The organism is Spirosoma profusum (genome assembly GCF_014699005.1).
In the GTDB taxonomy this organism is placed as follows: domain Bacteria; phylum Bacteroidota; class Bacteroidia; order Cytophagales; family Spirosomataceae; genus Spirosoma; species Spirosoma profusum.
On the sequence record NZ_JACWZY010000013.1, the window covers coordinates 139492 to 163802 of the forward strand.

Annotated in this window: 18 protein-coding genes; 16 read left to right on the forward strand and 2 right to left on the reverse strand. The window is 47.7% G+C overall.

Annotation, left to right across the window (positions count from 1 at the left end):
- Window positions 1-91 precede the first annotated feature (91 nt).
- The 12 genes from trpS to IC229_RS16630 all read left to right on the forward strand — a co-directional run bounded on the left by trpS (window position 92) and on the right by IC229_RS16630 (window position 15878).
- Window positions 92-1066: a tryptophan--tRNA ligase gene (gene trpS, locus IC229_RS16575; RefSeq protein ID WP_190888116.1), complete on the forward strand. Its 975-nt coding sequence runs from the start codon at window positions 92-94 to the stop codon at window positions 1064-1066.
- 109 nt (window positions 1067-1175) lie between these two features.
- Window positions 1176-1409, forward strand: a complete 234-nt coding sequence (locus IC229_RS16580) for a response regulator transcription factor (protein WP_190888117.1) — start codon at window positions 1176-1178, stop codon at window positions 1407-1409.
- Between the two features lie 165 nt (window positions 1410-1574).
- Window positions 1575-2477 carry a 3-keto-disaccharide hydrolase gene (locus IC229_RS16585; protein WP_190888118.1) on the forward strand — a complete coding sequence of 301 codons (903 nt, stop codon included), beginning with the start codon at window positions 1575-1577 and terminating at the stop codon, window positions 2475-2477.
- A 29-nt stretch (window positions 2478-2506) separates the two neighbouring features.
- Window positions 2507-3664, forward strand: a complete 1158-nt coding sequence (locus IC229_RS16590; RefSeq protein ID WP_190888160.1) for a DUF1624 domain-containing protein — start codon at window positions 2507-2509, stop codon at window positions 3662-3664.
- A 29-nt stretch (window positions 3665-3693) separates the two neighbouring features.
- Window positions 3694-3891, forward strand: a complete 198-nt coding sequence (locus IC229_RS16595) for a hypothetical protein (RefSeq protein ID WP_190888119.1) — start codon at window positions 3694-3696, stop codon at window positions 3889-3891.
- Window positions 3892-4198: 307 nt separating this feature from the next.
- Window positions 4199-4747, forward strand: a complete 549-nt coding sequence (locus IC229_RS16600; protein WP_190888120.1) for a hypothetical protein — start codon at window positions 4199-4201, stop codon at window positions 4745-4747.
- A 442-nt stretch (window positions 4748-5189) separates the two neighbouring features.
- Complete coding sequence (locus IC229_RS16605) at window positions 5190-5750, forward strand: carboxymuconolactone decarboxylase family protein (protein ID WP_190888121.1); 561 nt, start codon at window positions 5190-5192, stop codon at window positions 5748-5750.
- Window positions 5751-5931: 181 nt separating this feature from the next.
- On the forward strand, window positions 5932-6132 hold the full coding sequence (locus IC229_RS16610; protein WP_190888122.1) for a hypothetical protein: 201 nt from the start codon (window positions 5932-5934) through the stop codon (window positions 6130-6132).
- Window positions 6133-6306: 174 nt separating this feature from the next.
- Window positions 6307-6558, forward strand: a complete 252-nt coding sequence (locus IC229_RS16615) for a hypothetical protein (protein ID WP_190888123.1) — start codon at window positions 6307-6309, stop codon at window positions 6556-6558.
- Between the two features lie 227 nt (window positions 6559-6785).
- Window positions 6786-7850 (forward strand): cobalamin-independent methionine synthase II family protein, encoded by a 1065-nt coding sequence (locus IC229_RS16620; protein WP_190888124.1) that lies wholly within the window; start codon window positions 6786-6788, stop codon window positions 7848-7850.
- Between the two features lie 521 nt (window positions 7851-8371).
- Window positions 8372-9859: an autotransporter outer membrane beta-barrel domain-containing protein gene (locus tag IC229_RS16625; RefSeq protein WP_190888125.1), complete on the forward strand. Its 1488-nt coding sequence runs from the start codon at window positions 8372-8374 to the stop codon at window positions 9857-9859.
- A gap of 349 nt (window positions 9860-10208) precedes the next feature.
- Window positions 10209-15878 (forward strand): beta strand repeat-containing protein, encoded by a 5670-nt coding sequence (locus tag IC229_RS16630; protein WP_190888126.1) that lies wholly within the window; start codon window positions 10209-10211, stop codon window positions 15876-15878.
- A 198-nt stretch (window positions 15879-16076) separates the two neighbouring features.
- Here the strand turns inward: IC229_RS16630 and IC229_RS16635 are convergent, their stop codons facing one another.
- A complete protein-coding gene (locus IC229_RS16635; protein ID WP_190888127.1) occupies window positions 16077-16517 on the reverse strand; it encodes a hypothetical protein in 441 nt (146 codons plus the stop codon).
- Window positions 16518-16997: 480 nt separating this feature from the next.
- Between IC229_RS16635 and IC229_RS16640 the strand changes: the two genes are divergently transcribed.
- Window positions 16998-18068 carry an acyltransferase family protein gene (locus tag IC229_RS16640; protein ID WP_190888128.1) on the forward strand — a complete coding sequence of 357 codons (1071 nt, stop codon included), beginning with the start codon at window positions 16998-17000 and terminating at the stop codon, window positions 18066-18068.
- 74 nt (window positions 18069-18142) lie between these two features.
- Here IC229_RS16640 and IC229_RS16645 read toward each other — a convergent pair whose 3' ends face one another.
- A complete protein-coding gene (locus IC229_RS16645; RefSeq protein WP_190888129.1) occupies window positions 18143-18577 on the reverse strand; it encodes an RrF2 family transcriptional regulator in 435 nt (144 codons plus the stop codon).
- A 496-nt stretch (window positions 18578-19073) separates the two neighbouring features.
- Between IC229_RS16645 and IC229_RS16650 the strand changes: the two genes are divergently transcribed.
- From IC229_RS16650 to IC229_RS16660, 3 genes are all read left to right on the forward strand, one after another.
- A complete protein-coding gene (locus IC229_RS16650; protein ID WP_190888130.1) occupies window positions 19074-19568 on the forward strand; it encodes a hypothetical protein in 495 nt (164 codons plus the stop codon).
- 116 nt (window positions 19569-19684) lie between these two features.
- Window positions 19685-20932 carry a TlpA disulfide reductase family protein gene (locus IC229_RS16655; RefSeq protein ID WP_190888131.1) on the forward strand — a complete coding sequence of 416 codons (1248 nt, stop codon included), beginning with the start codon at window positions 19685-19687 and terminating at the stop codon, window positions 20930-20932.
- 265 nt (window positions 20933-21197) lie between these two features.
- The gene (locus IC229_RS16660) at window positions 21198-24248 is read left to right on the forward strand and encodes a SusC/RagA family TonB-linked outer membrane protein (RefSeq protein WP_190888132.1); all 3051 of its coding nucleotides are present in this window, start codon (window positions 21198-21200) and stop codon (window positions 24246-24248) included.
- The last annotated feature ends 63 nt before the right edge of the window (window positions 24249-24311 follow it).

Below are 24311 nucleotides of genomic sequence, written 5' to 3' on the forward strand. Positions count from 1 at the left end.
GAGCGATGAACGATGAGTAGGCCAATAGCACTACGTTCATCACTCATCGTTCATCACTCATCGTTCATCACTCATCGTTCATCACTATTTTATGAGAGTTTTAACTGGGATTCAGTCGAGCGGGCGACCGCATTTGGGGAATATTCTGGGGGCAATCAAACCCGCTATTGAGTTGTCGAAACAGCCTGACAACGAGTCGTTTCTGTTTATTGCCGATTTACATTCGCTTACTACAATTAAAGACGGTACGCTACGTCGGGAGTATACGCGGGCCGTGGCTGCTACGTGGCTGGCGTTTGGGTTAGATACCCAGAAAAATACATTCTGGCGTCAGTCGCGGGTGGCCGAGCATACCGAATTGTGCTGGCATCTGACCTGCTTTACACCCATTCCGATGCTTAATAATGCTACGTCTTACAAGGAAAAAGCGGACCGAGCGGGGGCAAGTGTCAACAGTGGATTATTTGTGTATCCCGTATTGCAAGCGGCTGATATTCTGTTATATGACGCCAATATTATTCCGGTTGGTAAAGATCAGCGGCAGCACATCGAAATGACCCGCGACATTGCCAGTACCTTCAACCGGGAATACAATGACGAGGTGTTTGTCATTCCTGAAGCACGTATCGACGAACGTCTGATGACCGTTCCGGGCATTGATGGTGCCAAGATGAGTAAATCGTACAATAACTACATCGATATTTTTCTGCCTGAAAACGAACTCTGGAAAGTCATAAAAAAAATTAAATCAGATTCAACGCCCCTCGAAGAACCTAAGAATCCAGATACTGATATTACGTTCCAGTTGTATTCGCTGCTGGCGTCGGATGAGCAAATCGCTGAAATGCGCCGGTTATACGAAGGTGGAAATTATGGGTATGGCATGGCGAAGAAAGCTTTTTATGAGCTTATTCTGAGTCAGTTTGCTACGGAGCGCGAGCGTTTCAACTATTATATGATCAACAACGATGCGCTGGAAGCAGAACTCCAGGCTGGCGAGGAAAAAGCCCGTGTAATTGCTGGACGTACTATCCAGCGGGTGCGTGAAAAACTGGGATTTAACTAGAAATTAGCTAAAACCTACCGTTAAGTCATTTGATTTGGTAGAAGGGGCTATATGTGCTTATTTGTAATCGGTTTTTTACATACCGTCACATATTTTGCTGCCTCGCCCCATGAATTCAATCCCCACAACAACCAACCCTCCTGACGTTCGCCTGAATCAGCGAGAACGTCATTTTATCCAGTTAGCCTGCTCTGAACTTACTTATGTTCAAATCGCCGATAAGATGTGCGTAAGTCCACGTACCGTCGATGGCTATCGGGAAGCGCTCTTTGATCGATTAGCAGTCAGGAGTCGCGTCGGACTTGCCCTCTGGGCCGTAAAAACAGGTGTGGTTTCGCTGTAAACGTAGCACGGTTTGTACTGAAACATTTGATTACGTGCTCCCGTGGCCAAAGCTGCGGGAGCACGTAGCGTTTTGAATGTAGTGATACGGTAACGTAACGCCATTATTCGCTTTTACTCACATTACGAATCTAACCAATCATTATTCAATCTTCTCCGGTCTTCCATGAAAAAACTGTTGTGTATTTGTATCGTTACGTTGTTTACGAGTTCGATAGGTTTTTCCCAGAAAGCAGCCGATCGTAAAGATTGGGTATCGTTGTTCAATGGTAAAGATTTGAGTGGCTGGGATATTAAAATTGCCGGATTGCCCTTAAATGAAAATTACAAGAACACGTTTCGCGTAGAGAATGGCGTTCTACGTATCACTTACGATCAGTATAAAACCTTCGACGGAAAATACGGGCATATCTACTACAACAAACCGTTTTCGTATTACCGGATTCGATATACATATCGTTTTCTGGGCACCCAGACGCCCGGAGGAGATAGCTGGAACGTCAGAAACAGTGGTATAATGGTGCATTCGCAGTCGGCGGCTAGTTTGTCGCTCGGGCAAACGTTTCCGGTTTCACTGGAAATGCAATTACTGGGCGGTTTGGGCAAAGGACCACGTACCACCGGAAATCTTTGTACGCCCGGCACGCAGGTACACATGAACGGTAAACTTCGCCCCGAACATTGCACCGACTCGAACTCAAAAACTTACGACGGCGATCAATGGATAACTGCCGAAGCCATTGTTTTTGGCGATTCCCTGATTCATCAGGTCATCAACGGTGATACGGTACTGACCTACGAAAAACCGCAGGTGGGTGGTGGCTTTGTCAGTCGTGACCATGACTGGAACGCCGGTCATTTTAGCGCCGAAGCCGCAAACTACTGGATAAGCAAGGCAAACACACCGTTAGGGGAGGGTTATATTGCGCTACAGGCCGAAAGCCATCCCATTGATTTTAAGCAGATTGAAATTCTGGAATTGAAAGGTTGCACTGATCCAAAAGCATCGAATTATAAGTCGTACTACGTTAAATCCGACAATACCAGATGTCAGTACACGAAAAAATAGATAGTGCTACGTTGCCCGCTGTTGAGGCTATAAATCGAATCAATGCCATTGACGTAACACGCGGTCTGGTTATGGTTATCATGGCATTAGACCACGTTCGCGACCTGCTACATATATCTGCACTAACACAAGATCCAACCAATCTGGCTAACACCACGCCAGCCATTTTCCTGACTCGTTGGATCACGCATTTATGTGCGCCAACATTCGTCTTTCTGTCGGGAACGTCGGCTTATTTATCACTGAAGAGACGTAACGACGAGTCGGCAAGGCGGTTTTTGCGGAAGCGTGGCGTTGTGCTTCTGCTGCTTGAATTGACGATTATCAATTTTGCTTTCTGGTTCGATATTCATTTCCACTCGTTGATGTTGCAGGTCATTTACGCAATCGGGGGTGGGTTGATCATGTTGTCGTTTATGGCCAGATTACCTATTCGATGGATTGGCATTATTGGACTGATTATCGTATTCGGCCATAACATTTTGCAACTGGTGCCGCCGTTCACCAATACGGCAGCCCGACTGGGATGGTCGTTGTTTTTCCAAACTAATTTTTTTCCGGTGGAGAATAGGTTTGCCTTGCTGGTGGGTTATCCGCTGATTCCCTGGTTGGGAATTATGCTGGTTGGTTTTGCGGCTGGTCAATTTATAGACCGCCCCATTAGTCTGCGCAAGCCCTGGCTGCTACGTATTGGTCTGGGATCGCTGGCTTTGTTTCTGGTGCTACGTTTCCTGAATGTATACGGCGACCCGGCTCCCTGGAGCGTTCAGAAAGACAGTTTGTTTACGTTTCTGTCGTTCATCCGGGTAACGAAATACCCGCCTTCGCTGCAATACGATTTGGTGATGCTGGGATTTATGTTCCTGATTTTATGGGCGGCAGACGGAGCCAATAATTTCTTTACTCGCTGGTTATCTGTTTACGGGCAAGTGCCCATGTTTTACTACGTCCTGCACTGGTATCTCGTCCATCTGTCGATGATAGGCATGAGTCTGTTGCAGGGCTATTCGCTGGCTGACATACCCAGTGGCCCAATGAATTTTGGCAGGCCTGATGGCGCGGGTATATCACTGGGGCTGGTATACGTAGTGTGGATCGGCCTGGTGCTAGTACTGTATCCTTTGTGTAGATGGTACGGACCTTATAAGGCGGCTCATCCAGAAATAAAATGGCTGCGCTACGTATAACAGATTAGCTGGAAAGGAGTTTTTAAGAAATGAAAACTATCTTTCTGATAATAGTTTTCAGTTTGCTGGCAGGCTATGTCGCCGTTGCGTGGTATACTGGAGACTGGAAAGCTTATCAGTGGAATACTGATCAATCGGAAGCCGTTAAGTTTATAGGCGGAGCAGTCTTAGTACTACTTTTTATTCTTTTCCGGAAAAAAGTAAACAATTTCTGGCGTGACCGATAAATACGACGCTTATAAAATCCTAAACAGTTTTCAGTTCAGGGGTATAATTTGTGAGCGCGCAGCATCAAATCTGATCGATTAGAAACCGGAGGGGTGGATTTATAGGCAGCAAAAAACGGGAATAGTTCTCCTGGTAAATCGATTCCAATGCACTTTGTGTAGCTGACTTGTTGGTCTGCACTAACGTATAATTTACCTTTTGTGCATGTCGCCGAAATCATACATTCAATAATTTCAAGATTTAATACTACTTGATTGTTAAGTAATCAATGCTATGATTATCTTTGCTTGCAATCAGGTAAAGCTCATGCTACAAAAACGGGTCTCTATTTGCTTACTGACTCTCCTTTTATGCCACACACTGGCCAGTGCCATTGTGGGTGTAATTGGCTGGTGGCAGGCTGAGCACGACTTGTCGGAGCGATTGCTGATGTACCGTTCAGTTGATAGTATCGTCGAGTTCCAGATTCCCTTGAAGGATCAAACCGACGGCAAGTCGATCGCCCGAACGACTGAAGATGGATTTCGGTATCGGGGTCATTATTATAATGTGGTTAGTCTGGAAGTGCAGGGCGATAAGATTCTCATTGCCGGAATCGAAGTCCCTAATCATTCATTCTGGCAGGATGATCTACTTACTTTTCTCAACGATCACCTTACGACCTCATCCGATACGGGACGTAAAGCCAGCCAGTTGCTGAAGTTTCTGCTTAAAGAGTACTCACCTGGTTCATCTACTGTACTCCATTTTTTACGTACTGCATGTGGACAATCCGTCAGGATTCCCGATGCCACCTTTACGTTCTCTACGCGCATTGCGCCAATTCATTCTCCTCCACCCGAACTGGCTGTTTAGCGGTTCTTTCGACAGAGGTGCATACTGGCTTTAGCTAAAGTAGCTATTGGCTGATATAGCTTGTCGAATTCTTCATTTCCTGTAATGATTATTAAGCTGGTCTAATTAACCTGTGCTAAAGCGCTGGGCTTAAAGATCAGTATGAGTTTACGTCAATTTCTGAGCTGTTACCTTGTATCGATTTTCGATACAGGTGGCTCATGAGGTCTACGTTGGCCTTCGTCTACAGGTAAATGTTTTTCCGCTTCCCTCTTCCCGGCAATGTTCGCTGAATGTTGGATCGGCTGATTGGCCGCTCTGTTCGGATAGCTATTTGGTACTGTCCGATTTTATTGGACTAGTGACTATCAACGTATTTGGTAGCCACTGGCATTATGACCGTTTGCTCGCTTACCTGGCGTTACGCAAATCGTGTATACATCTTATTTACTCAATTACGATAATGGCACATATACAATTGCCTGAAGGATTACCCGGTATCCTGGGGCCAATGGCCTATAGCCCCCAAACAACGAAGCCCCTTAATGAATTAGCTGAAACATTGCTACGTACTAACGCCAGCAACTCACTCACTCAGGGCGAACGCGAATTAATTGCTTCCTATACGTCCCGACGAAATGATTGTTTCTTCTGTTCGACAAGTCATGGTGCAGCCGCCGATTATTTGTTAGGGCGTGACAATCAGGTAGTAGCCCAAACCTGGGAGAATCCTGATGCAGCGCCAATATCGGCCAAAATGAAAGCATTGCTGAAAATCGCCGATAGTGTTCAGCAGGGCGGCAAGCACGTTACTCCGCAGCAGGTCGACGAGGCTCGTCAACAGGGAGCTACAGATCGAAATATTCACGATACAGTACTAATTGCAGCGGCTTTCTGCATGTATAACCGCTACGTAGATGGGCTTGCTACCTGGGCACCGCAGGACCCGGCGGTATATGCCGAAATGGGGGAAATGCTGGCTACACAAGGGTATGTGTACGTAACGGAAGCTCAGCTCACTTAAGACAAAACCGGACCAATTATTGATCCGGCTGATGAATTTATATTAGGTTGGTAGTTCGTGTTCCTCACCGGTTTATACTGGTGAGGACATCTTCACAAACTTATGACCTAATCACCTTAATCCCTATACCTTACTTATAGAAAGATAGTGATTTTAATGGATTTGCTATGAAAACAAATAAATGGAAGATGGCACTGCTGGTTTGGTCAGCAATGTTTCCGTTCAGTACGATAATGACGTATGTCATGACTCAGTTGCCTTTTACTGCGAACTGGCCATTAGTGGTCCGGACTTTTTGCTTAACCTGCCTGCTGGTACCTTATATGGTTTGTATAGCCCTGCCGTTTCTGACCAATCGCTTTCAGAAATGGCTGTTAGATAGTCCTCGGGACTCTGTTGGTCAATTAGTTAAGAGTCATAAATCGAGAGCTGGCCGATTGCCCAAAATCCAGACCCAAACGCATCGAGTTACACGCAAACAATACGTTCTGCAATAGGTATGGAAGAACGTATATATAAAAATTCGGCAATTTATTTAATTAAACCAAAACGTAGTATGGAACCTCAAAACGATCAAGTGCTAAACAATCAGGAAAGCATCCTGGCTAATCAGGAGGCCATTCTTAACAACCAGGCGTCAATACTTAAAAATCAACAGACTCTGGATTCGATTCTGGCTAATCAGCAGACTATCATTAGCAATCAGGATAATATTCTAGGTAATCAACAGGAAATCCTCAAAAACCAACAGACCCTGGATGCAATCTTAGCCAACCAGGAGACAATTCTGAGCCTGCTGAAAAAGTAGAGGCTCAGATTGCATTATTCGTGCTGGTTATGAATACAAAGTAAAATAGGGCTGGTGCTGATCAGTTACCCGTTGGCTTGACCGTAGTTCGACCCTTTGCGACCAAATAGCTGCTCTGTATAGACTGCGTGTGGGTCTGGACTTATTCGCTTATATAGCCAGTCTACGGCAAGATACAGTGGCTTGATAATCTGTTGTTCTTGATTTTAACCTCATTCAACATCTATATGTCTTTACTACGTACCGAACCCGTTGGTAGCATACCCCGACCCGCTTATCTCCAGCAAGCTATGGCTGCTTTTGCCAACGGTGACATTGCACAAACCGAACTGGACCGATTAACTGACCAGGCCATTCAGGAGACCATTACGGCTTTTGAAAAAACCGGTTCGCCTGTCATCACCGATGGTGAGCAATCCAAACCTAGTTTTGCTACGTATCCAATTGCTGGTTTGGAAGGCTTGCTGCCTAATGGCGTAGTTATTCCATTTGCCGATGGGCACACGCGTCAGTTACCCGTTATCTCCAAAGGGCCTTTTCGCTACGTACAGTCTGCCGATACGTTCCTAAAACGGGCAAAACGTTATACATCACTTCCTGTAAAACAGGCCGTTATTGCGACTTCGGCCATAAGTTTACTCTATCCTCAGGGAGGAATTGAGGGATACAGCCAGGAAGCATTTTTAGCGGATCTGGTCAATGAAGCCGAAACGGAAATCAGAAACTGCTTTAATGCGGGCGCCTACAACGTTCAAATTGATTTCACCGAAGCCCGGCTGGCCCTTAAGTTAGACCCCAGTAAGCAACTGCTACGTGCCTTCATCAATCTGAATAATCAGGTGTTGAACCGCTTTAGCCCGGATGAACAAGCCCGGATTGGTGTGCATTCCTGCCCCGGTGGCGACCACGATTCAACCCATAGTGCAGATATCAGCTATGATGAACTGCTGCCGCTTCTGTTTGAGTTAAATGCGGGGAATTTTTATCTGGAATATGCTGCCGAAAAAAACAAACAAGGGGTGCTGTCCGCCATTAAGGAAAGCCTCAAACCGACTCAACGTGTATTTCTGGGCGTGACCAATGTTCTGGACCCTCGGGTTGAAACGGCTCAGGAGATTAGTGAGTTAATTCTGGAAGCGGCTCAGGTGTTACCGATTCATCAGCTTGGTACCACGGACGATTGCGGTTTCTCGCCGTTTGCCGATGATGTATCCACGGCTCGTGATATCGCTTTCGCCAAAATAAAAGCCCGGATTGATGGAACGGCGTTGGCTGAAAAGAAGCTTTTGTAACAACAAATAATGCCCAAAGTACGAACTGGTAAGCGATACTTCAGGCCACAGCTGGTTTAGCTGTGGCCTGAATTGTGTATAGGCAATGGTCTGAAATCCTGAGTGGTACGTCGGGTAGGCTCGAAAACGTAGTTAATTGTGAGCACATCGCCACTCAACACACCCTAGTTTCTTTTTTGCAGCCAGCCAGCCCTACCAGCAGAGCGAATACCAAAGCGGTACTAAATTTTACTAGCAGCATTGGAATAGTCAATGCTAACTGATTCAGTGGAGTTTCCATGATAGAAGTTGTTTACGTCATTGGTTGATTTTGGATTTTTCAAATTTCTGCCTATCGTGCCGACTAAACCTGGCAGTTCGGTTTAGCCCAATAAGCCATTGTTGTATACGTAGTAAAGGTTCTCACCGATGGTTTACTCGGAAGCACCGCTGGTTAAGTTTCAGTCGTACATAGCCCATTGATGGCCTAGGTTTGGCTGGCTAAACTGCGGATTATTTAACGCTTACTAACTGAACCTCTCATGAAACTATTCTATCTATTTTCATTTCTGATTCTGGTGCCAACTGGGCTGTTGGCTCAAAATAACTATGTGGCTATCACTAGCAACTCCTCTACGCCGGGGGACGACAATACGCTGATCGGCCCTACAGCGGCTAATCTAACGATGACAGGTGGCCATAATGTTATACTCGGACATAATGCAGGTCACACTAACAGCACAGGTGCTGATAATGTCATGCTGGGGACCAGTGCAGGCTTTAGTAACACGACAGGTTCTGATAACAGCTTTATGGGCTATCAAGCGGGTTATAGTAACAGTAGTGGCAGAGGTAATACCTTTATGGGTAGCGATGCAGGGATTTACAATACAATAGGTAATTATAATACGGTGGTAGGTTACAGGTCGGGAGTCGCTAACACGACTGGATCGAACAACGTCTTCGTTGGTCAGCAAGCAGGCAAGGCTAACACTACCGGCATCGCCAACTTATTCATGGGCTCCTTTGCGGGTGCCAGCAGCAACGGTTCATACAACCTGTTCATCGGTAACTCATCGGGCCAGCAAACGACCTCGGGTGGGGGTAACACTTTCATTGGCAATGGCTCAGGCTATGGCAATACCACCGGTCAGAACAATACCTATATTGGCAATGGGGCTGGCTTCACCGGCAATGGGGCGGGTCAGAGCAACACCTTCATTGGCCAGAATGCGGGCGTCTCATCGGGTGCCGTGGTTAACAACTCAACCGCCATCGGGGCGGGTGCTCAGGTATCGGCCGACAATTCGATTGTCTTGGGTGCTCCCAATCCTGCCTGGAAAGTGGGCATCGGTAACACCGCTCCCAACAATAAGCTGGAGATTACCCATGGCACCAATGGCCAGTCGGGTCTGCGCTTCACGAACATGAACAACTCCACCCCAGCCGCCATGACCAATCAATACAAGTTTCTCTCAGTCAACGAGCAGGGTGACGTAGTGATGGCCAGCATGAATAGTTCGGCTCGGGAGGGCGTAAGCGAAAGCCTGTGGCAGCGGAAAGGTTCATTTTTGCAAAGTACCCGGAACGAGGCCGTAATTATCGGCAGTAACGTAGCGCGTACGCCATCTGGTTACAAGCTGTTTGTGGAGGAAGGCATTTTGACGGAAAAGGTCAAGGTAGCGGTGAACAATACGTCGGACTGGAGTGACTACGTATTCGATGATACGTATCAACTGAAAGGTTTGGCAGAGGTTGAACGCTATATCAAACTAAATAAGCATCTGCCGGGCATTCCTTCGGCCAAAGAGATGGTTGAAAAAGGAAACGACCTGCATCAGACCGATACAAAACTGCTGGAGAAAATTGAGGAATTAACCCTGTACAGCATTCAACTGGAGAAACAGGCTGTTGCTAAAGATCAACAGTATCAACAGGAGATGAAGAAAATTCAGGCAACCAGTTTGCAACAACAAAAGCAGATCGATGAGCTCACCAAACTGGTTCTGGAATTAGCTCATAAGAAATGATTCGAAAATTACCTCAACTACTCAAGCCTGGCTCCTCGCCGGGCTTTTTTTTGCTGGAAAAAATCTAAACGGTTTTCCTGTCTGGATGTTGCTTCAGACGTTACGCATGCTTGTTAAGTTGCCAAATCATATGATACCGAATAATTAATTCTCAATCTTTATTATTTACAATAATTCAATTTTATAAGTATTAAATAACAGTAACTTACGTAATGCGATAATATTGTTAATGAATGCGACGATAGTGTTAGCACTTCAATGTATTTATATCTTACTTGCTAAACTTTCTTTAATGAGTAAGCGAAATCAATTGCTTTCCTATCCGAAACAACCTTAACTTCAGCTCCTTATGAAGAACTTTTTCTATCTACCAGTTCAGTCAATCTATTCTCTAGTTACAACAAAGTGTATTACTCATTCTGGCTTTGGCCGCTTTGCCCAAATAGGTAGCCTGTTGCTCCTATTACTATCCGGACACCTGGTAACAGCCCAGTCGCTGACCTGGCAAGGTGTGGGTTACGGAAATCTTAGTACTTCAGGTTTAGGTCCAGGTGCGGGCCGAATAAACTCAATGGCCCTTGGGGCTGATGGTAGCGTTTACGTCACAGGATTTTACACGTACACGCTCACTGTCGAGACAGCTTCTGGGCCCGTTAGCATTGCAGGGGGAATGCAACCAGCCGGAACCTCATTACCGGCGATGTTTGTCGGAAAATGGAATCCTACTACGTCCAAATGGGTGTGGATAACTGGCTCAACCGGGGGGTCAGCAGAGGGAAGAAGTATAGCAGTAGATGGATCAAACGTATATGTAACAGGCCACTACTCGGATGGGGGTTCTACGATTGGGGGCGTACCATTGACGAATACCAATTCCGGTAACGACTTTGACATTTTTTTAGCCAAATACGTCGATGGAGGCACTACGTTCTCCAACGGATGGGCCCTTAAAGTAGGTGGAAGTTCTGCTGCAAATAGTACTAATGATATAGGTCGTGCCATTGCCGTGAATGGTGACAACATATACATTGCGGGTACCTTTAGTGGTAACGCTTCTATCGCCGGTACTACGTTGATCGCCACTAGCAGCAGCACCGATACGTTCCTGGCCAAATACGTCGATAGTGGTGCAACACCTACAACACTGCCTACGAGTAAATGGGCGCTGTCGTTTGGGAGTGACCGTGATGAGAGTACTACCACAGTGGCTGTGAATGGATTGAACGTGTATGTAGGTGCCAATTTCGCTGGCTCTATGGTGGTCAATGGCATTCCCTTAGCAACTACCGGCAACACCGATACAGATTTTTGCCTGGTCAAATACGTCGATAACGGCGACACCTTCACCAACGGCTGGGCCATAAAAGGAGGAGGCTCTGGAACAACAGACAATATTAATGACGTTTATGTCAATAACTCCGGCATTTACCTGACAGGAGGCTTCACGTCCGGCGCTACTATTGCCGGTACAAACCTGACCAGTACATTAACGTCGAGTCAAAACCTCTACGTAGCTAAATATACAGACGGAGGTGCGTCGGCTACCGGAGTTTGGGCCAGGGGTGTGTCGACCGCTACTGGTACTACCCAGGGAAATTCGCTGGCTGTAAGTGGCAGCAATGTGTTTGTGGGCGGTAATCTTAATGGCTCAGCTACCATTGCGGGCACCTCGTTAGTCAGCGCCGGTGCTACAGATATATTTCTGGCTCAGTTCACTGACAATGCGTCTTCAGTTACAGATGCAGGAGGGTATCGAGCTGGGACTTCTAGCACTGAGAATGGTCTGGCTGTCGCGGCCAATGGTAATCTGGTATATCTGGCCGGGGTCGCCCGTACTGGAACTGCTTTTGGTAGCAACACAATCAATTCTACGAGTGCTCTGGGGCTCCCTTTTATTGCTAAAGGACAAACTTCAGGAGCTGTCGCACCAGACATTTCGGGTTTTGACGCAAACAAAGATATTGCCTGCACCAATACGTCCGTAACCTTTACCGCTACCATCAGCAACGTATCGGCACCCTATACATTTACACTGACCAGTAGCGGTGGAGCTTCATTCTCAGGGACTACATCCGGTACGAACTTCAGCCAGAATTTAACCCTCACCGGTTCGGGGTCGCAGACAATTACGCTTACTATTAACGCCAGTAGCCAGACCGCGTCGGCAACAACGAACGTAACAGTCTCTGCCCTGTCTGCCACTTCGTCTGTAACCCACGTCACCTGCAACAACAGTACTAATGGACGAGCAATTCTGAGCGTATCAGGTGGTACAACGCCTTATTTCTACAGTTGGTCACCTTCGGGGGGAACGAGTGCTTTCGCAACAAACTTACCGGCTAATACCTACAATGTTACCGTCACCGATAACAATGGCTGCCAGATCACCCCCATGGTTTCCGTTACCCAGCCAGCGACGGCCCTCTCTGCCACTACGTCCGTAACCCACGTCAGTTGTACTGGCTTTTCTACTGGACGAGCCAGTGTGAACGTATCAGGTGGGACGCCTGGATACACCTATAATTGGACTCCTTCAGGAGGGAGTGTCGCCAGGACTACGCCTGTAGCTGCTGGCTCTTACACCGTCACCATCACGGATGCTAATTCGTGTACAATTACCCGTACGGTTTCCGTCACGCAACCCGCAGTTCTGGACGCCACTACGTCCGCCACCCACGTCATCTGCAATGGCAGTACTGCTGGACGAGCCAGTGTGAGCGTATCAGGCGGTACGCCTAATTATCAATATAGTTGGTCTAATGGTGGGTCGACTGCTATGGTAACAGGTTTATCGTCTAATACCTATACAGTTACCATCACGGATAACAATGGCTGCCAGATCACCCGCATGGTTTCCGTCACCCAGCCAGCCGCTGTGGCAACAGCTGGCTCGCAGACGAACGTAACGACTTACGGGGGAAGCGATGGTGTGGCCAGCGTAACGGCATCCGGAGGTACACCCGGTTATACGTATCACTGGGGACCCGGCTCGCCTACCGGCCAGAATACTTCCAGGATATCCGGGCTAAGTGCAGGTGTCTACTCGGTTACGATTGCAGATGCCAACAACTGCACCCTGATTCGAAGTTATACCATTACCCAACCCGACGCCCTGACCGTTACGGGTTTTGCGGCCAACCCCAGTACGGCCTGCGTTGGAAGTCCTGTTACGTTTACCGCTACGATAGGCAACGTAACAGGCGCATATGATTTTACCCTGACGAATGGCCCAAGCAGTGTCACAGGTACTACGTCGAGTACCGCTTTCAGTCAGTCGCTGGTAGCTGCTGGAACCGGTAACCAATTGTTCTTGCTCATCGTCAGTGCGAATAGTCAACAGGTTTTAGCGATGACGAATCTACAGGTTAATGGTTTGCCCGCGCTGACACTCAGTGGTGGGAATGTTTGTGAAGGACAGTCAGTCAGTTTATCGGCAACCAGCGGATTGAATAGTTATACGTTTACCGGAATCAGTGGCGTTATCGCCGGTTTGGGTAATACCCGAACTATACCAGAACTATCCGCCAATACGTACAATTTCACCGTTACGGCGACCAATTCGCAGGGTTGCTCGAACTCGGCGACGACCGCTTTAACCGTAAATTCGTTGCCAACGGCCCAATTGACTGTTGCTCCATCTGCTATCCTCACCTGCACCAACCCCAGTTTGACCTTAACCGCCAGCGGGGGTAACAGCTATAGTTTCACCGGCTCAGGCATTGTGAGTCAGGATGTGAATGCAGGAACGGCGGTCGTAAACGCCAGCGGTACGTATTCGGTCAGCGTGACCAACACGACAACAGGCTGTTCGAGCGTAACGACCATTGGCATCGAACAGAATATAAGCCAGCCTGGTGTCAGCATAAGCTCCAACATCGGAACGCCATCCAGTACTACGTTGACCTGCGCCAATCCGACCGCCATCCTGACGGTGGAGGGAACAGGAACCGTGCGCTGGAGCACGGGCGCTACCTCAACGACGATTGCGGTCAACTCAGCCGATACGTATTCGGTGACGCTCACGGGAGCCAATGGCTGTTCCAGCACGGCGAATACGAACGTAGTGGAGGATAAAACCCCGCCAACGGTCAGTATTAATCCGTCAACCGGCTCGCCGACCGGTACTACGTTGACCTGCGCCAGTCCAACGGTGAGCCTAAGTGTGGTAGGCGTTGGTACGTATCTGTGGAGCACGGGAGCCATTACGTCCAGTATTTCAGTAAGTGTGGCTGATACGTATTCGGTTACGCTAACGGGAACAAACGGCTGTATATCTACCACCAGCATTAGCGTTAGTCAGGATCAGACGCCACCCTCTTTAACGATCAATCCCTCGAGTGCTACGTTGACCTGTGCCAGCCCGACCGTAAGCCTTAGTGCAGTGGGCAGTGGGACGTATCACTGGAATACAGGCGCTATTACGTCGGTGTTCAGTGTGACCAGCGCCGACACGTATTCCGTTACGTTAACCGCAGCCAATGGATGTACTGCATCCGCTGTTGCGCAAGTGAGTCTGGATCAAACACCGCCTACAATTGCTATTAACCCATCCATTGGAACGCCGACCGGCGCTACGTTGACCTGCGCCAATCCGGTGGTAAGTTTGTCGGCAGTGGGTAGCGGTACGTATCGGTGGAGTACGGGTGCCACTACGTCCAGTATCAGTGTAACAGCGGCTGATACGTATTCGGTTACGTTAACGGGGGCCAACGGCTGTTCGGCTTCGGCTTCTATTGCCATTTCTCTGGACAATACGCCACCAACAGTTAGTGTTACGCCTACCAGCGCTACGTTAATCTGCACAAACCCAACGGCGAGTCTGTCGGCGGTGGGGAGCGGTACATATCGTTGGAGTACAGGCGCTATTACGTCCAGTATATTGGTGAGTGAGGCTGGGTTATATTCTGTTACGGTAACGGGAGCCAATGGATGTTCGGCTTCGGCCAACTCCAACGTGATTTACCAGAACTGTGCGCCAACGTTGGCCAATGCCATCCCGTCTCAATCGGCAGTGCTGGGTAACACGTTCAGCTATACCATTCCGGCCAACACCTTCACCGATCCTGAAACACCGAACGCACTAACCCTGACAGTGAGTGGTTTGCCCGCTGGATTGAGCTTCGTTTCGCCCAATACCATTACGGGTACGCCTTCGACTTCGATAGGTTCACCCTTCAGCGTGACGGTGGTGGCTACCGATCCCGGCGGCTTATCGGCCAGTACCAGTTTTTTACTGTCAATACTGCCTCGCAACTTTGCTATCACTGGGGTCACTATGCTGGACTGTAATCACCTAAGCTACTTTGAACGACGGATCAACTTCACGGTCAGTTTTGAAGCTACCAATGGCCAGCCCATCAGCCTCTCAGTGGTCAATGAGGCCACGACAATCACCATCAATGAACCATACCAGTTGAATCTGTTCACCGACAATCCGGTAATTGTCTTCAAAGCTCGTCAGCAGGGCAGTCCAGGTGAAGCTACGTTTAGTTACAACTGGCTGGCCTTTTGTGCTAATGGAAATCCGAGGGTAGAAAACGCTATTCCGCCCCAGTCAGCGACGGTAGGGCAGGCGTTTAGTTACACCATCCCGGCCACTACGTTCACCGATGCTGAGACGCCAACTAGCCTTACGTTGTCGGTGGTGGGTCTGCCTGCAGGCTTAAGTTTTGTCGCTCCGGCTACGATAGTGGGTAGTGTTTCGGCAATAGCGAGTTCGTTCTACAGTGTGACGGTGACGGCCACTGATCCGAGTGGTGGTTCGGTTTCGACGATTCTGCCCTTAAGTGTAGTGAACCCAGGGGGGTGTGTGAGTATGTACAGCCTAAAGGCGGGTGACTGGAATGATGCTAGTGTGTGGTCGTGTGGGCGCGTGCCGTTGCTAACCGACGTAGTGACGGTCAATCATGCTGTAAGTTTACCTGCTACGTATCAGGGACAGGCTTTACGGGTGATTTATTCATCAACGGGCCGCTTGCTGTTTAACACTGGTAGCCGATTGAGATTAGGTGGTAATTAGTTTTACGGCGCTACTGTCGTCTGACAAAATCGGTTTGTGGTGAGGATTTTGTCGGTTTGATATGATTCAGTTGCTGGCGAAAGGAATCGAGAATTCATCTCGCTTAAAAAAATACTGAAGGAATTACTTTTAATCAAGATAGCCCAGTTATCTACTGGGCTATCTTTTTATCTGTCTAATGACTGGCTGCTTATTGGATTACTTCCGTTTGGCTTCTGTTAAGCCATCAAAGCTTGAACTACCCCGCACGCTGTAGTTAATCGTGAGCATATCGCCACTCAAAATACCCTCACCGGTCAGGCTAATCTGCCCCCCACCGCTAACAGGAAATACCTGCTTTTCGATCGTGAGCTTATTGCCGCTGGTAGTCGCTTCTACATTCGGAATAAAATTGGCAAAGTTGCTGATGGTGACCGTGTTGGTTTTGCTGGCTACTGGGTTGATGGTAAATGTGTAGCGTTTGGCAGGATCGGTGCTTTGCTTTTCATACGTGCCTTCAAATACGGCCATTGGTTCCACTTGGGTAGTTTCTTTTTTGCAGCCAGCCAGCCCTACCAGCAGAGCGAATACCAAAGCGGTACTAAATTTTACTAGCAGCATTGGAATAGTCAATGCTAACTGATTCACTGGAGTTTCCATGATAGAAGTTGTTTACGTCATTGGTTGATTTTGGTTACGGACGCAAAAGTAGAGGGTCACTATCTGTCGAGTTAGCCAAACTGAACCAGCGGCTACTGCTGGTAAACCAACGGTCATCGGTTGCGTGAACGGTCAGGAAATCTGTCCTCGTTGGTCCGAAAATCAGGGAAGCTGGGCTTTATGGATTTTTTCAAATTTCTGCCTATCGTGCCGACTAAACCTGGCAGTTCGGTTTAGCCCAATAAGCCATTGTTGTATACGTAGCAAAGATGGACGCCAGGTTATTGGAGAAAATTGAAGAGCTGACTCTGCATCGTATTCAGCAAGGGAAGAAAACAGAAAGAGATCAATGAACTGAGTGCCCTTGTCGAGCAATTGCTTGTGAAGAAATAAATCTGCCTTTTTAAAACAAGCTTTTAACATTCTCCGGAACTATAACAAAATTTGCGCCGGTTCGCAGGAAACACGCAACTGGTACGCATGGGAGAAATAAATTCGGCTGTCATAAACACAAAGCCCCACTTTGCCATTCTGGACGGATTGCGCGGGGTGGCGGCTCTGGCTATTGTCCTCTTTCATTTTATGGAGTGGGTGTATACCGATCCCAGCCGCAATTTCATTGCCCACGGTTTTTTAGCCGTCGATTTTTTCTTTTGCTTATCGGGCTTTGTCATCGGCTATGCCTACGACAACCGTATCCGCCAATTGGGACGCGCAGCGTTTTTTAGACTACGATTGATCCGATTGCACCCGCTTGTCATTTTAGGGTCGGTAATTGGGTTGCTTGGGTTTTTCTTCGATCCCTTTGCGGATCAGCCCAGTTTATCGGCCAGGGCAAACCTGTGGCTGACCTTTATTTGCTCGATATTTCTTATTCCGCTGCCTATCATCAAAGAGCGGGCATTCAACCTTTTCAGTTTGAATGCGCCAGCGTGGTCATTATTCTGGGAATACATTGCCAATATCATTTATGCCTTACTATTGTATCGTATCAGCCGTCGCTATCTGTCCGTATATATCGTACTGGCAGCAGTAGCCCTCTGTTTGGTTAGCTACCGGGCAGGTAATCTGTTGGGCGGTTGGACAGGGTCTAACTTCTGGGATGGCGGTGCCCGAGTAGCGTACTCGTTTCTGGCCGGGCTATTTATTTATCGCGCCAACTGGATCCTAAAGAATAAACTTGGCTTCATAGGTGTGGCGGGGTTGCTTATACTGGCCTTTCTCATACCTTATACACCCTGGAGCTGGTTGGTTGAGCCGATTATTGTGCTACTGTATTTCCCTGCCCTGGTTGCGGCTGGAGCGGGAGCCTGGGTACCGCCTGGCCTTAAAAAACTGTGTGTGTTCCTGGGTAAACTTTCCTATCCGCTCTATATGACCCACTACGGAGCAATGTGGATCTTCGGCAGCTATTTGGCCAGTCATAAACCAGATACACTGCAATTATCACTGATTATTAGTACCGGAGTGATTTTTCTTGTTGGTTTTGCCTATGTAGTACAGCGCCTATATGATGAACCCATCCGACGTTATTTAACCGGTCGTCGGTAGGGGCTCCACTAGCTCAGCCAGATGAACAAATCTGGTCGTTTTTCTAAAACAGAACTAGACGCCTAACCATACGTTCAGCCAGCAACTATATGGTGAACACCTTCTGCTAACATGGTTAATGTAGTCTTTTCATAGACTGCTAGATTCGCATCGCGAATACGTAGCATAATAGGCCGGAGCGCACAGGTTGCTTCATCAACGCAGTCATCGCAACGAACGTAAAAGTTGAGTGACACGCAGGGAGTGGGAGCAATGGGCCCGTCAATTATGCGAATAACCTGAGCCAGATTAACACGGTCAGGTTCAACGCGTAGCAAATAGCCTCCTCCTTTCCCTTTCTGACTTTGCAGTATTCCGTGATTACGTAGATCAAGTAGAATGCTTTCCAGAAACTTCTTCGGAATGGATTCCTGTTCTGAAATCTGCGCAATTAAAACGGGCCCGCTACCATATGCCTTCGTTAAGGCTTTGAGCGCTTTAATGGCGTATTTAGCTTTTTTCGAAATCATATACTGGTCAAATTATTCTCTCAACTTTTTCCTGTATTCAATAAAGTCTTTTTGTCCTATAAAACTTGTATACTTTTTTGATAAAACAAAATTTTCGCCTGTTCATCTATGTGTTTATGAGTCTGGTTAACTCATAGGTAGCCCAAAAATTCAGGTCGACATATCTCTGTTTGAATAAAAGGAATTGGACATTTTCAAAAACATCTTAGACAGCTCAACTACCAGTCAGTACATACTGCCTGATAGTCAATATAATCCGTAAACTCGATAGACTATTCTGTAAATGGTTGATAATCATTTTTTTGCATTTTTCTTGCAAGACTAAAATTTGCTTAACAACTTTGCTGAGAAATTAGATTTTTACACAAAGTCAAAACGGTAACCCCTAACCCAGCCTTGAAAGGCTTCTTTTATTTAATGAATAATCTATTAAATATATAGATAAACAAGTTTAAAGGTATATCGACAACATGCTTTTGCTAAACAATCAATCGATATGGCACTGAAACAAACTAATGAAACACCCGATCAACGCACAGGAAATTCTCAGCAGGTTATTTATCAAATTTTAGGTTTTGATAGGCCCAGTTTTGTAAGCGACGTAACAAATGCTGTACCTGTAAAAAATTCCTGTCGAATCACCAGCATGTCGTTCGAAGGAGATGGCATTCAGGTGAATGGTCAGCTGATTTTGGAGGTCGTAGATCAACAGCTTCTGACCCATATTGAAAACCAGTTACAATCGGTACGTGGTTTGGTACGTGTTACACAAACAAAAAAAGTGCGAATCGGGTCGCGTGAATCTATAAAAGGACTCAACCCCTATGCGCGAGCGTTCTTTCTGATTTGGGGCGTAATGGTGCTCGCTCTTATAGGGCTACGTACCAATCCGTCCGAAGAACAAAAAACTGTGCAGACTTCTCCACTGAAAACATCACTCTCAAGTGAACTCACGAGCGTTCATTTGCTGCAGAACTATTGGAAGAAGTAATTATTCAGAAATCGTTTGAAGCCACTTCATCAACAAACCACCGCATCAAAAAGCAGTAAACGCTGCAACGTAGCAGATTAATTCTGAAATCAATTTCCTCAAAAACCAACGCTCAAATGATCTTCCTTAAATCAACCCGATTACTGGCTCTGGCCTGGCTGGTCAGTACGTCGGCATTCGCGCAAGGGCACCTGCCGCAAGGTCCGTACAGAGGGTTATTTCATACGGCAGGGGGCGAGGTTCCATTCAATTTTGAAATCAAGGAAAATACGGCTTACCTGCTTAATGCCAACGAACGCGAAGAATTAAAGGGAATCCAGTTGCAGGGTGATTCGCTCTTTATTCCGATTCCGCTCTATGATGCTTCGCTACGTTTCGCTCGTAAAGGACCACGATTATCAGGCATTTATCACGCCAATAGTGGCGGAAAAGACATTCCGGTAACGGCAGAATTTGGTCGGACGTATCGCTATGAAAAAAAGGACGCTCCGACAGTTAACCTGACAGGTAAATGGGATATTGGTATTCAGCGGAATCCGGCAAATCCTACAGAAGTGAATCAAACGGTTGGCGTTTTTGAGCAGAAAGAAGACCGGATTACCGGAACCATTCTGACCGTTACGGGCGACTATCGATACTTAGACGGACACGTAACAGGCAATCAGTTTGAGTTATCAGCTTTTAGTGGCGGTGGACCTGTTGAATTTAAAGGACAGATTAGCCCAGACGGCAAATTGACTGGAGAATTCCGCTACGTTCGCGGGGCGTTTCCTGCCTCGGGCGTAAAAAATGAAAAAGCGGAGTTACCTGACTTATACAGCCTTACTTACCTGAAGCCGGGCTACAAAACGTTAGAATTTGCCTTCCCTGACCTGATTGGTAAACGGGTTTCATTGGCTGATGCCAAGTATAAAAATAAGGTTGTCATCGTGACCATTTTAGGTAGCTGGTGCCCAAATTGTATCGACGAAACGGCATTTCTGGCCCCTTGGTACAAAGCAAATAAACAACGTGGCGTAGAAATTATCGGATTAGCTTTCGAACGGAAAAATGATTTGGCTTTTGCCAAAAACGCCCTTTCCCGGCTGATCAGTCGCTACGATGTGCAGTATGACGTTCTGTTTGCTGGTCTCGCCGATAAGAAAGTGGCGTCGGATGCACTGCCTGCCTTAAATAAGGTTCTCGCGTTCCCAACAACTATTATTCTGGATAAACAGGGGAACGTAGCACAAATCCATACCGGCTACACGGGACCAGCTACGGGAAAATATTATGATCAGTACGTTGCTGAATTTAATCAGACAATCGACAAACTGCTGAAACAGGAAAAGGCGCAGAAAGAAACGGCTCGTACGGGCAAGTAATACATATCACAAGATGACTCGCTAACTACAGTCAATTAAACTACTAATCCTGTATGAATACTATGATTTAGAGCGACCATAAACCACTACTCAAAGCAATTTAAAAAGAGTACCCAAGCTATTGGCGAGCGAATAAAAAACCGGAACGGCGGCAACCGTTCCGGCAGTCACAACAAGACAGAAACCGCCGAAGCGATTACAGAGCCTATGCATGCTATCAACACGCACCGGCCTGCCTCATTTTTCACGTAACCAATACAAATTAATGAAAAAAACTCTATCGGGCCGCGTTCGGCTCCTGTGGGGATTAAGCGTGTTACTTCCATTTTTCGTACAGGCGCAGAATGCACCAACGATTAATGCTACTCTTTCTGGCCGCATAACCGATAGCCGGACAAAAGAACCACTCATTGGCGCCACAGTCGTCATTAAAGGAACGACAAATGGCAGTGCCGCCGATGATAAAGGCCGATTCCTCCTCAAAACAGGCCAAATTCTTCCGTTTACGCTGGTTGTCAGCTTCATTGGCTATCAGACTAAAGAAGTTATTGCCGAAAGCAACACGATAAACATCGATCTTGAAGCCGACGCCAAACAGCTTTCGGAAGTAGCGGTAGTCGGCTATGGCACCGTTGAACGAAAGAACCTGATTGGGTCACTTTCTAAAATTGACCCGGCTGAAACCAAAAATATTCCAGTTGGTAGTGTCGATGCACAATTGCAGGGAAAAGTGGTTGGCGTTCAGATTTCGAGCGCTACCGGCGTACCGGGCGAACGTGTCAACATCCGGGTTCGTGGTGCTACGTCGATCAACGCCAGCAACGACCCGCTCTACGTAGTGGATGGCGTTTTCATTAACAACAATAGCCTCCAGACCATCGGGACGGGCGGTAAAGCTACGTCGCCAATTGCGGATATTAACCCATCCGATATTGAACGTATCGACGTACTGAAAGATGCCGAAGCGACCGCTCTGTATGGTTCACGCGGAGCTAATGGCGTGGTATTAATTACCACCAAACGGGGCAATTTCGGTCAGAAACCAACGGTCAGCATTAACGCATCAGCGGGCGCTGCAAAAGCGGCTAAATTGTGGGATTTGACCACCGGACCCGAACACGCTACGTTGGTAAACGAATGGTGGATCAATACCGGAAAAGACGACCGAACATTGAACCGTACGTTCGAAAATCGTCCCTTCCGGCCCATAGCGGATGGTGGCCGGGGATTACCCGAAGAACAGCAAACCTACGACCGCCTGAGTGAATTGTTTCGTACGGCTCAACTTCGTAATTATGACGTAGCCTTATCGGGGGGTACGCAAACCACCAAGTATTACATCGGTGGCGGCTACAACACGCAGGAAGCTATCATTAAGCCTGTTACGTTCAACCGGGCCAGTTTCAAGGTCAATCTCGACCAGCAGGTAAACGACAATATTCAGGTTGGCGTGAGTAATACGTTCACCCGGACGTACCGGAATCAGGCGCGGGCGGGCGATGGTCCAGCCGGTGGTTTGTTGCAGGCGGCTTTGCATACGCCAACGTACCTGTCACCAGTGAACGAACAGGGTGTACCGGTAGGACGGGCAGGCTTCGATAACCTGACGCTGTTACTCAATAACTATCAGGTCAATACAACGAGTCTGCGGTATATCGGCAATCTGTACGCCGACGCGCAAATTCTGCCAGGCCTAAAGTTCCGTACGAGTTTCGGTATCGACTACAACAACTACAACGAGTCGGAATACTGGAATTCGTTACTGATTTCGGGTAGTCCAAATGGCTACGCTACGTCGAGTGTAAGTCAGTATACCACCTGGCTCAACGAGCAAACTTTAACGTATCGGAAACGTATCGGCAATTCGCATTCTTTTGGCGTATTGATCGGTAATACGTTGCAAAGTGATAACCTGACTCGTACGTATGCCGAAGGGCGCGGATTCCCGAATGATAATTTCACGCAAATTTCATCGGCAGCTACGACGGCCAGCTCGCAGAACTGGAGCAAAAGCACACTGGCTTCGTTCTTCGGAAAAGTCGATTACAATTTCGCAGGTAAGTACCTGATTGATGCCAGTCTTCGGGCCGACGGTTCGTCGCGATTTGGTTCGTCGCGGAAATGGGGTTATTTCCCGGCTGTCGGCGCTGCCTGGCGGATTAAACAGGAATCGTTCCTACAAAACAACCGGGTTATCAGCGACCTGAAATTACGGGCAAGCTGGGGCGTAACGGGCAACCAGAACGGTATCGGCAACTTTGCCGCACAGGGTTTATGGACAGGTGGAACGGGCTATCAGGGAAGCCCCGGTATTGCTCCTCAACAATTAGGCAACCCCGATTTACAATGGGAACGCACGCGCCAACTCAACGCCGGCCTGGACGTATCGCTGTTCAACGACCGCATTGGCCTGGAATTCAATGTGTACGACAAATACACGTCGAATGGTCTGTTGCAGATCGCGTTACCCGGCACAACGGGCTTCAGCAACTACTGGAGCAATGCTACCGAAATTAGCAATAAAGGGTTTGAGTTGGGCATCAACACCGTTAACATTCAGCGCGGTGGGCTAACCTGGAGCACTAGTTTCAACGTTGCTCAGAACGTAAACCGTATCGAAAAACTGGCTACGCCCCTGCGTTACGGCAGCCGTGAATTGATTCTACAGCAGCAGGGCACACCGCTTTACTCATTCTGGGTGTACAAGCAGCTTTACGTTGATCCGCAAACGGGCAACGTAGTGTATGAAGATGTCAACAAGGACGGGAAAATTACGGTTGATGACCGCCAGTTAGTTGGCAGCATCTGGCCGAAATTCTTCGGTGGATTAACCAACACGCTGACGTATCGTGGCTTCGACGTCAATCTGTTTTTTGCTTACCAGTACGGCAACAAAATCTATAATCACAACAAGTTTTTCGGTGAAGGCGGAGGAGCACGCGATGCGGCACGTATCATTTTTGCCTCCAATAATGCTCGCTGGCAGAAACCGGGTGATATTACCGACGTACCACGACCGGATGGTATCAACGTGAACAACTACCGCGATGGCGGGAGTCGCTGGCTGGAAGACGGCTCGTTTTTGCGATTGCGCTCACTTACTGTTGGTTATACGCTCCCCAAAACCGTTACGAAGCGGGTTGGTATTCAGGGATTACGCGTCTACGCCGTTGGCACAAACCTCTGGCTGCTAACCAAATACACAGGACTCGACCCCGAAACGAGCGCCAGCAGCGACCCTAACTCGCAAGGGATTGACCTCGGTACGCCACCACAGCCTGTTGGTTTTCAGGGGGGTATCAGTCTGACTCTCTAATTATCTACCTCTTCATTGCTCAGGGCGGCACATTGGCTTGTTGGGCCTGAGCATAAATCTCAT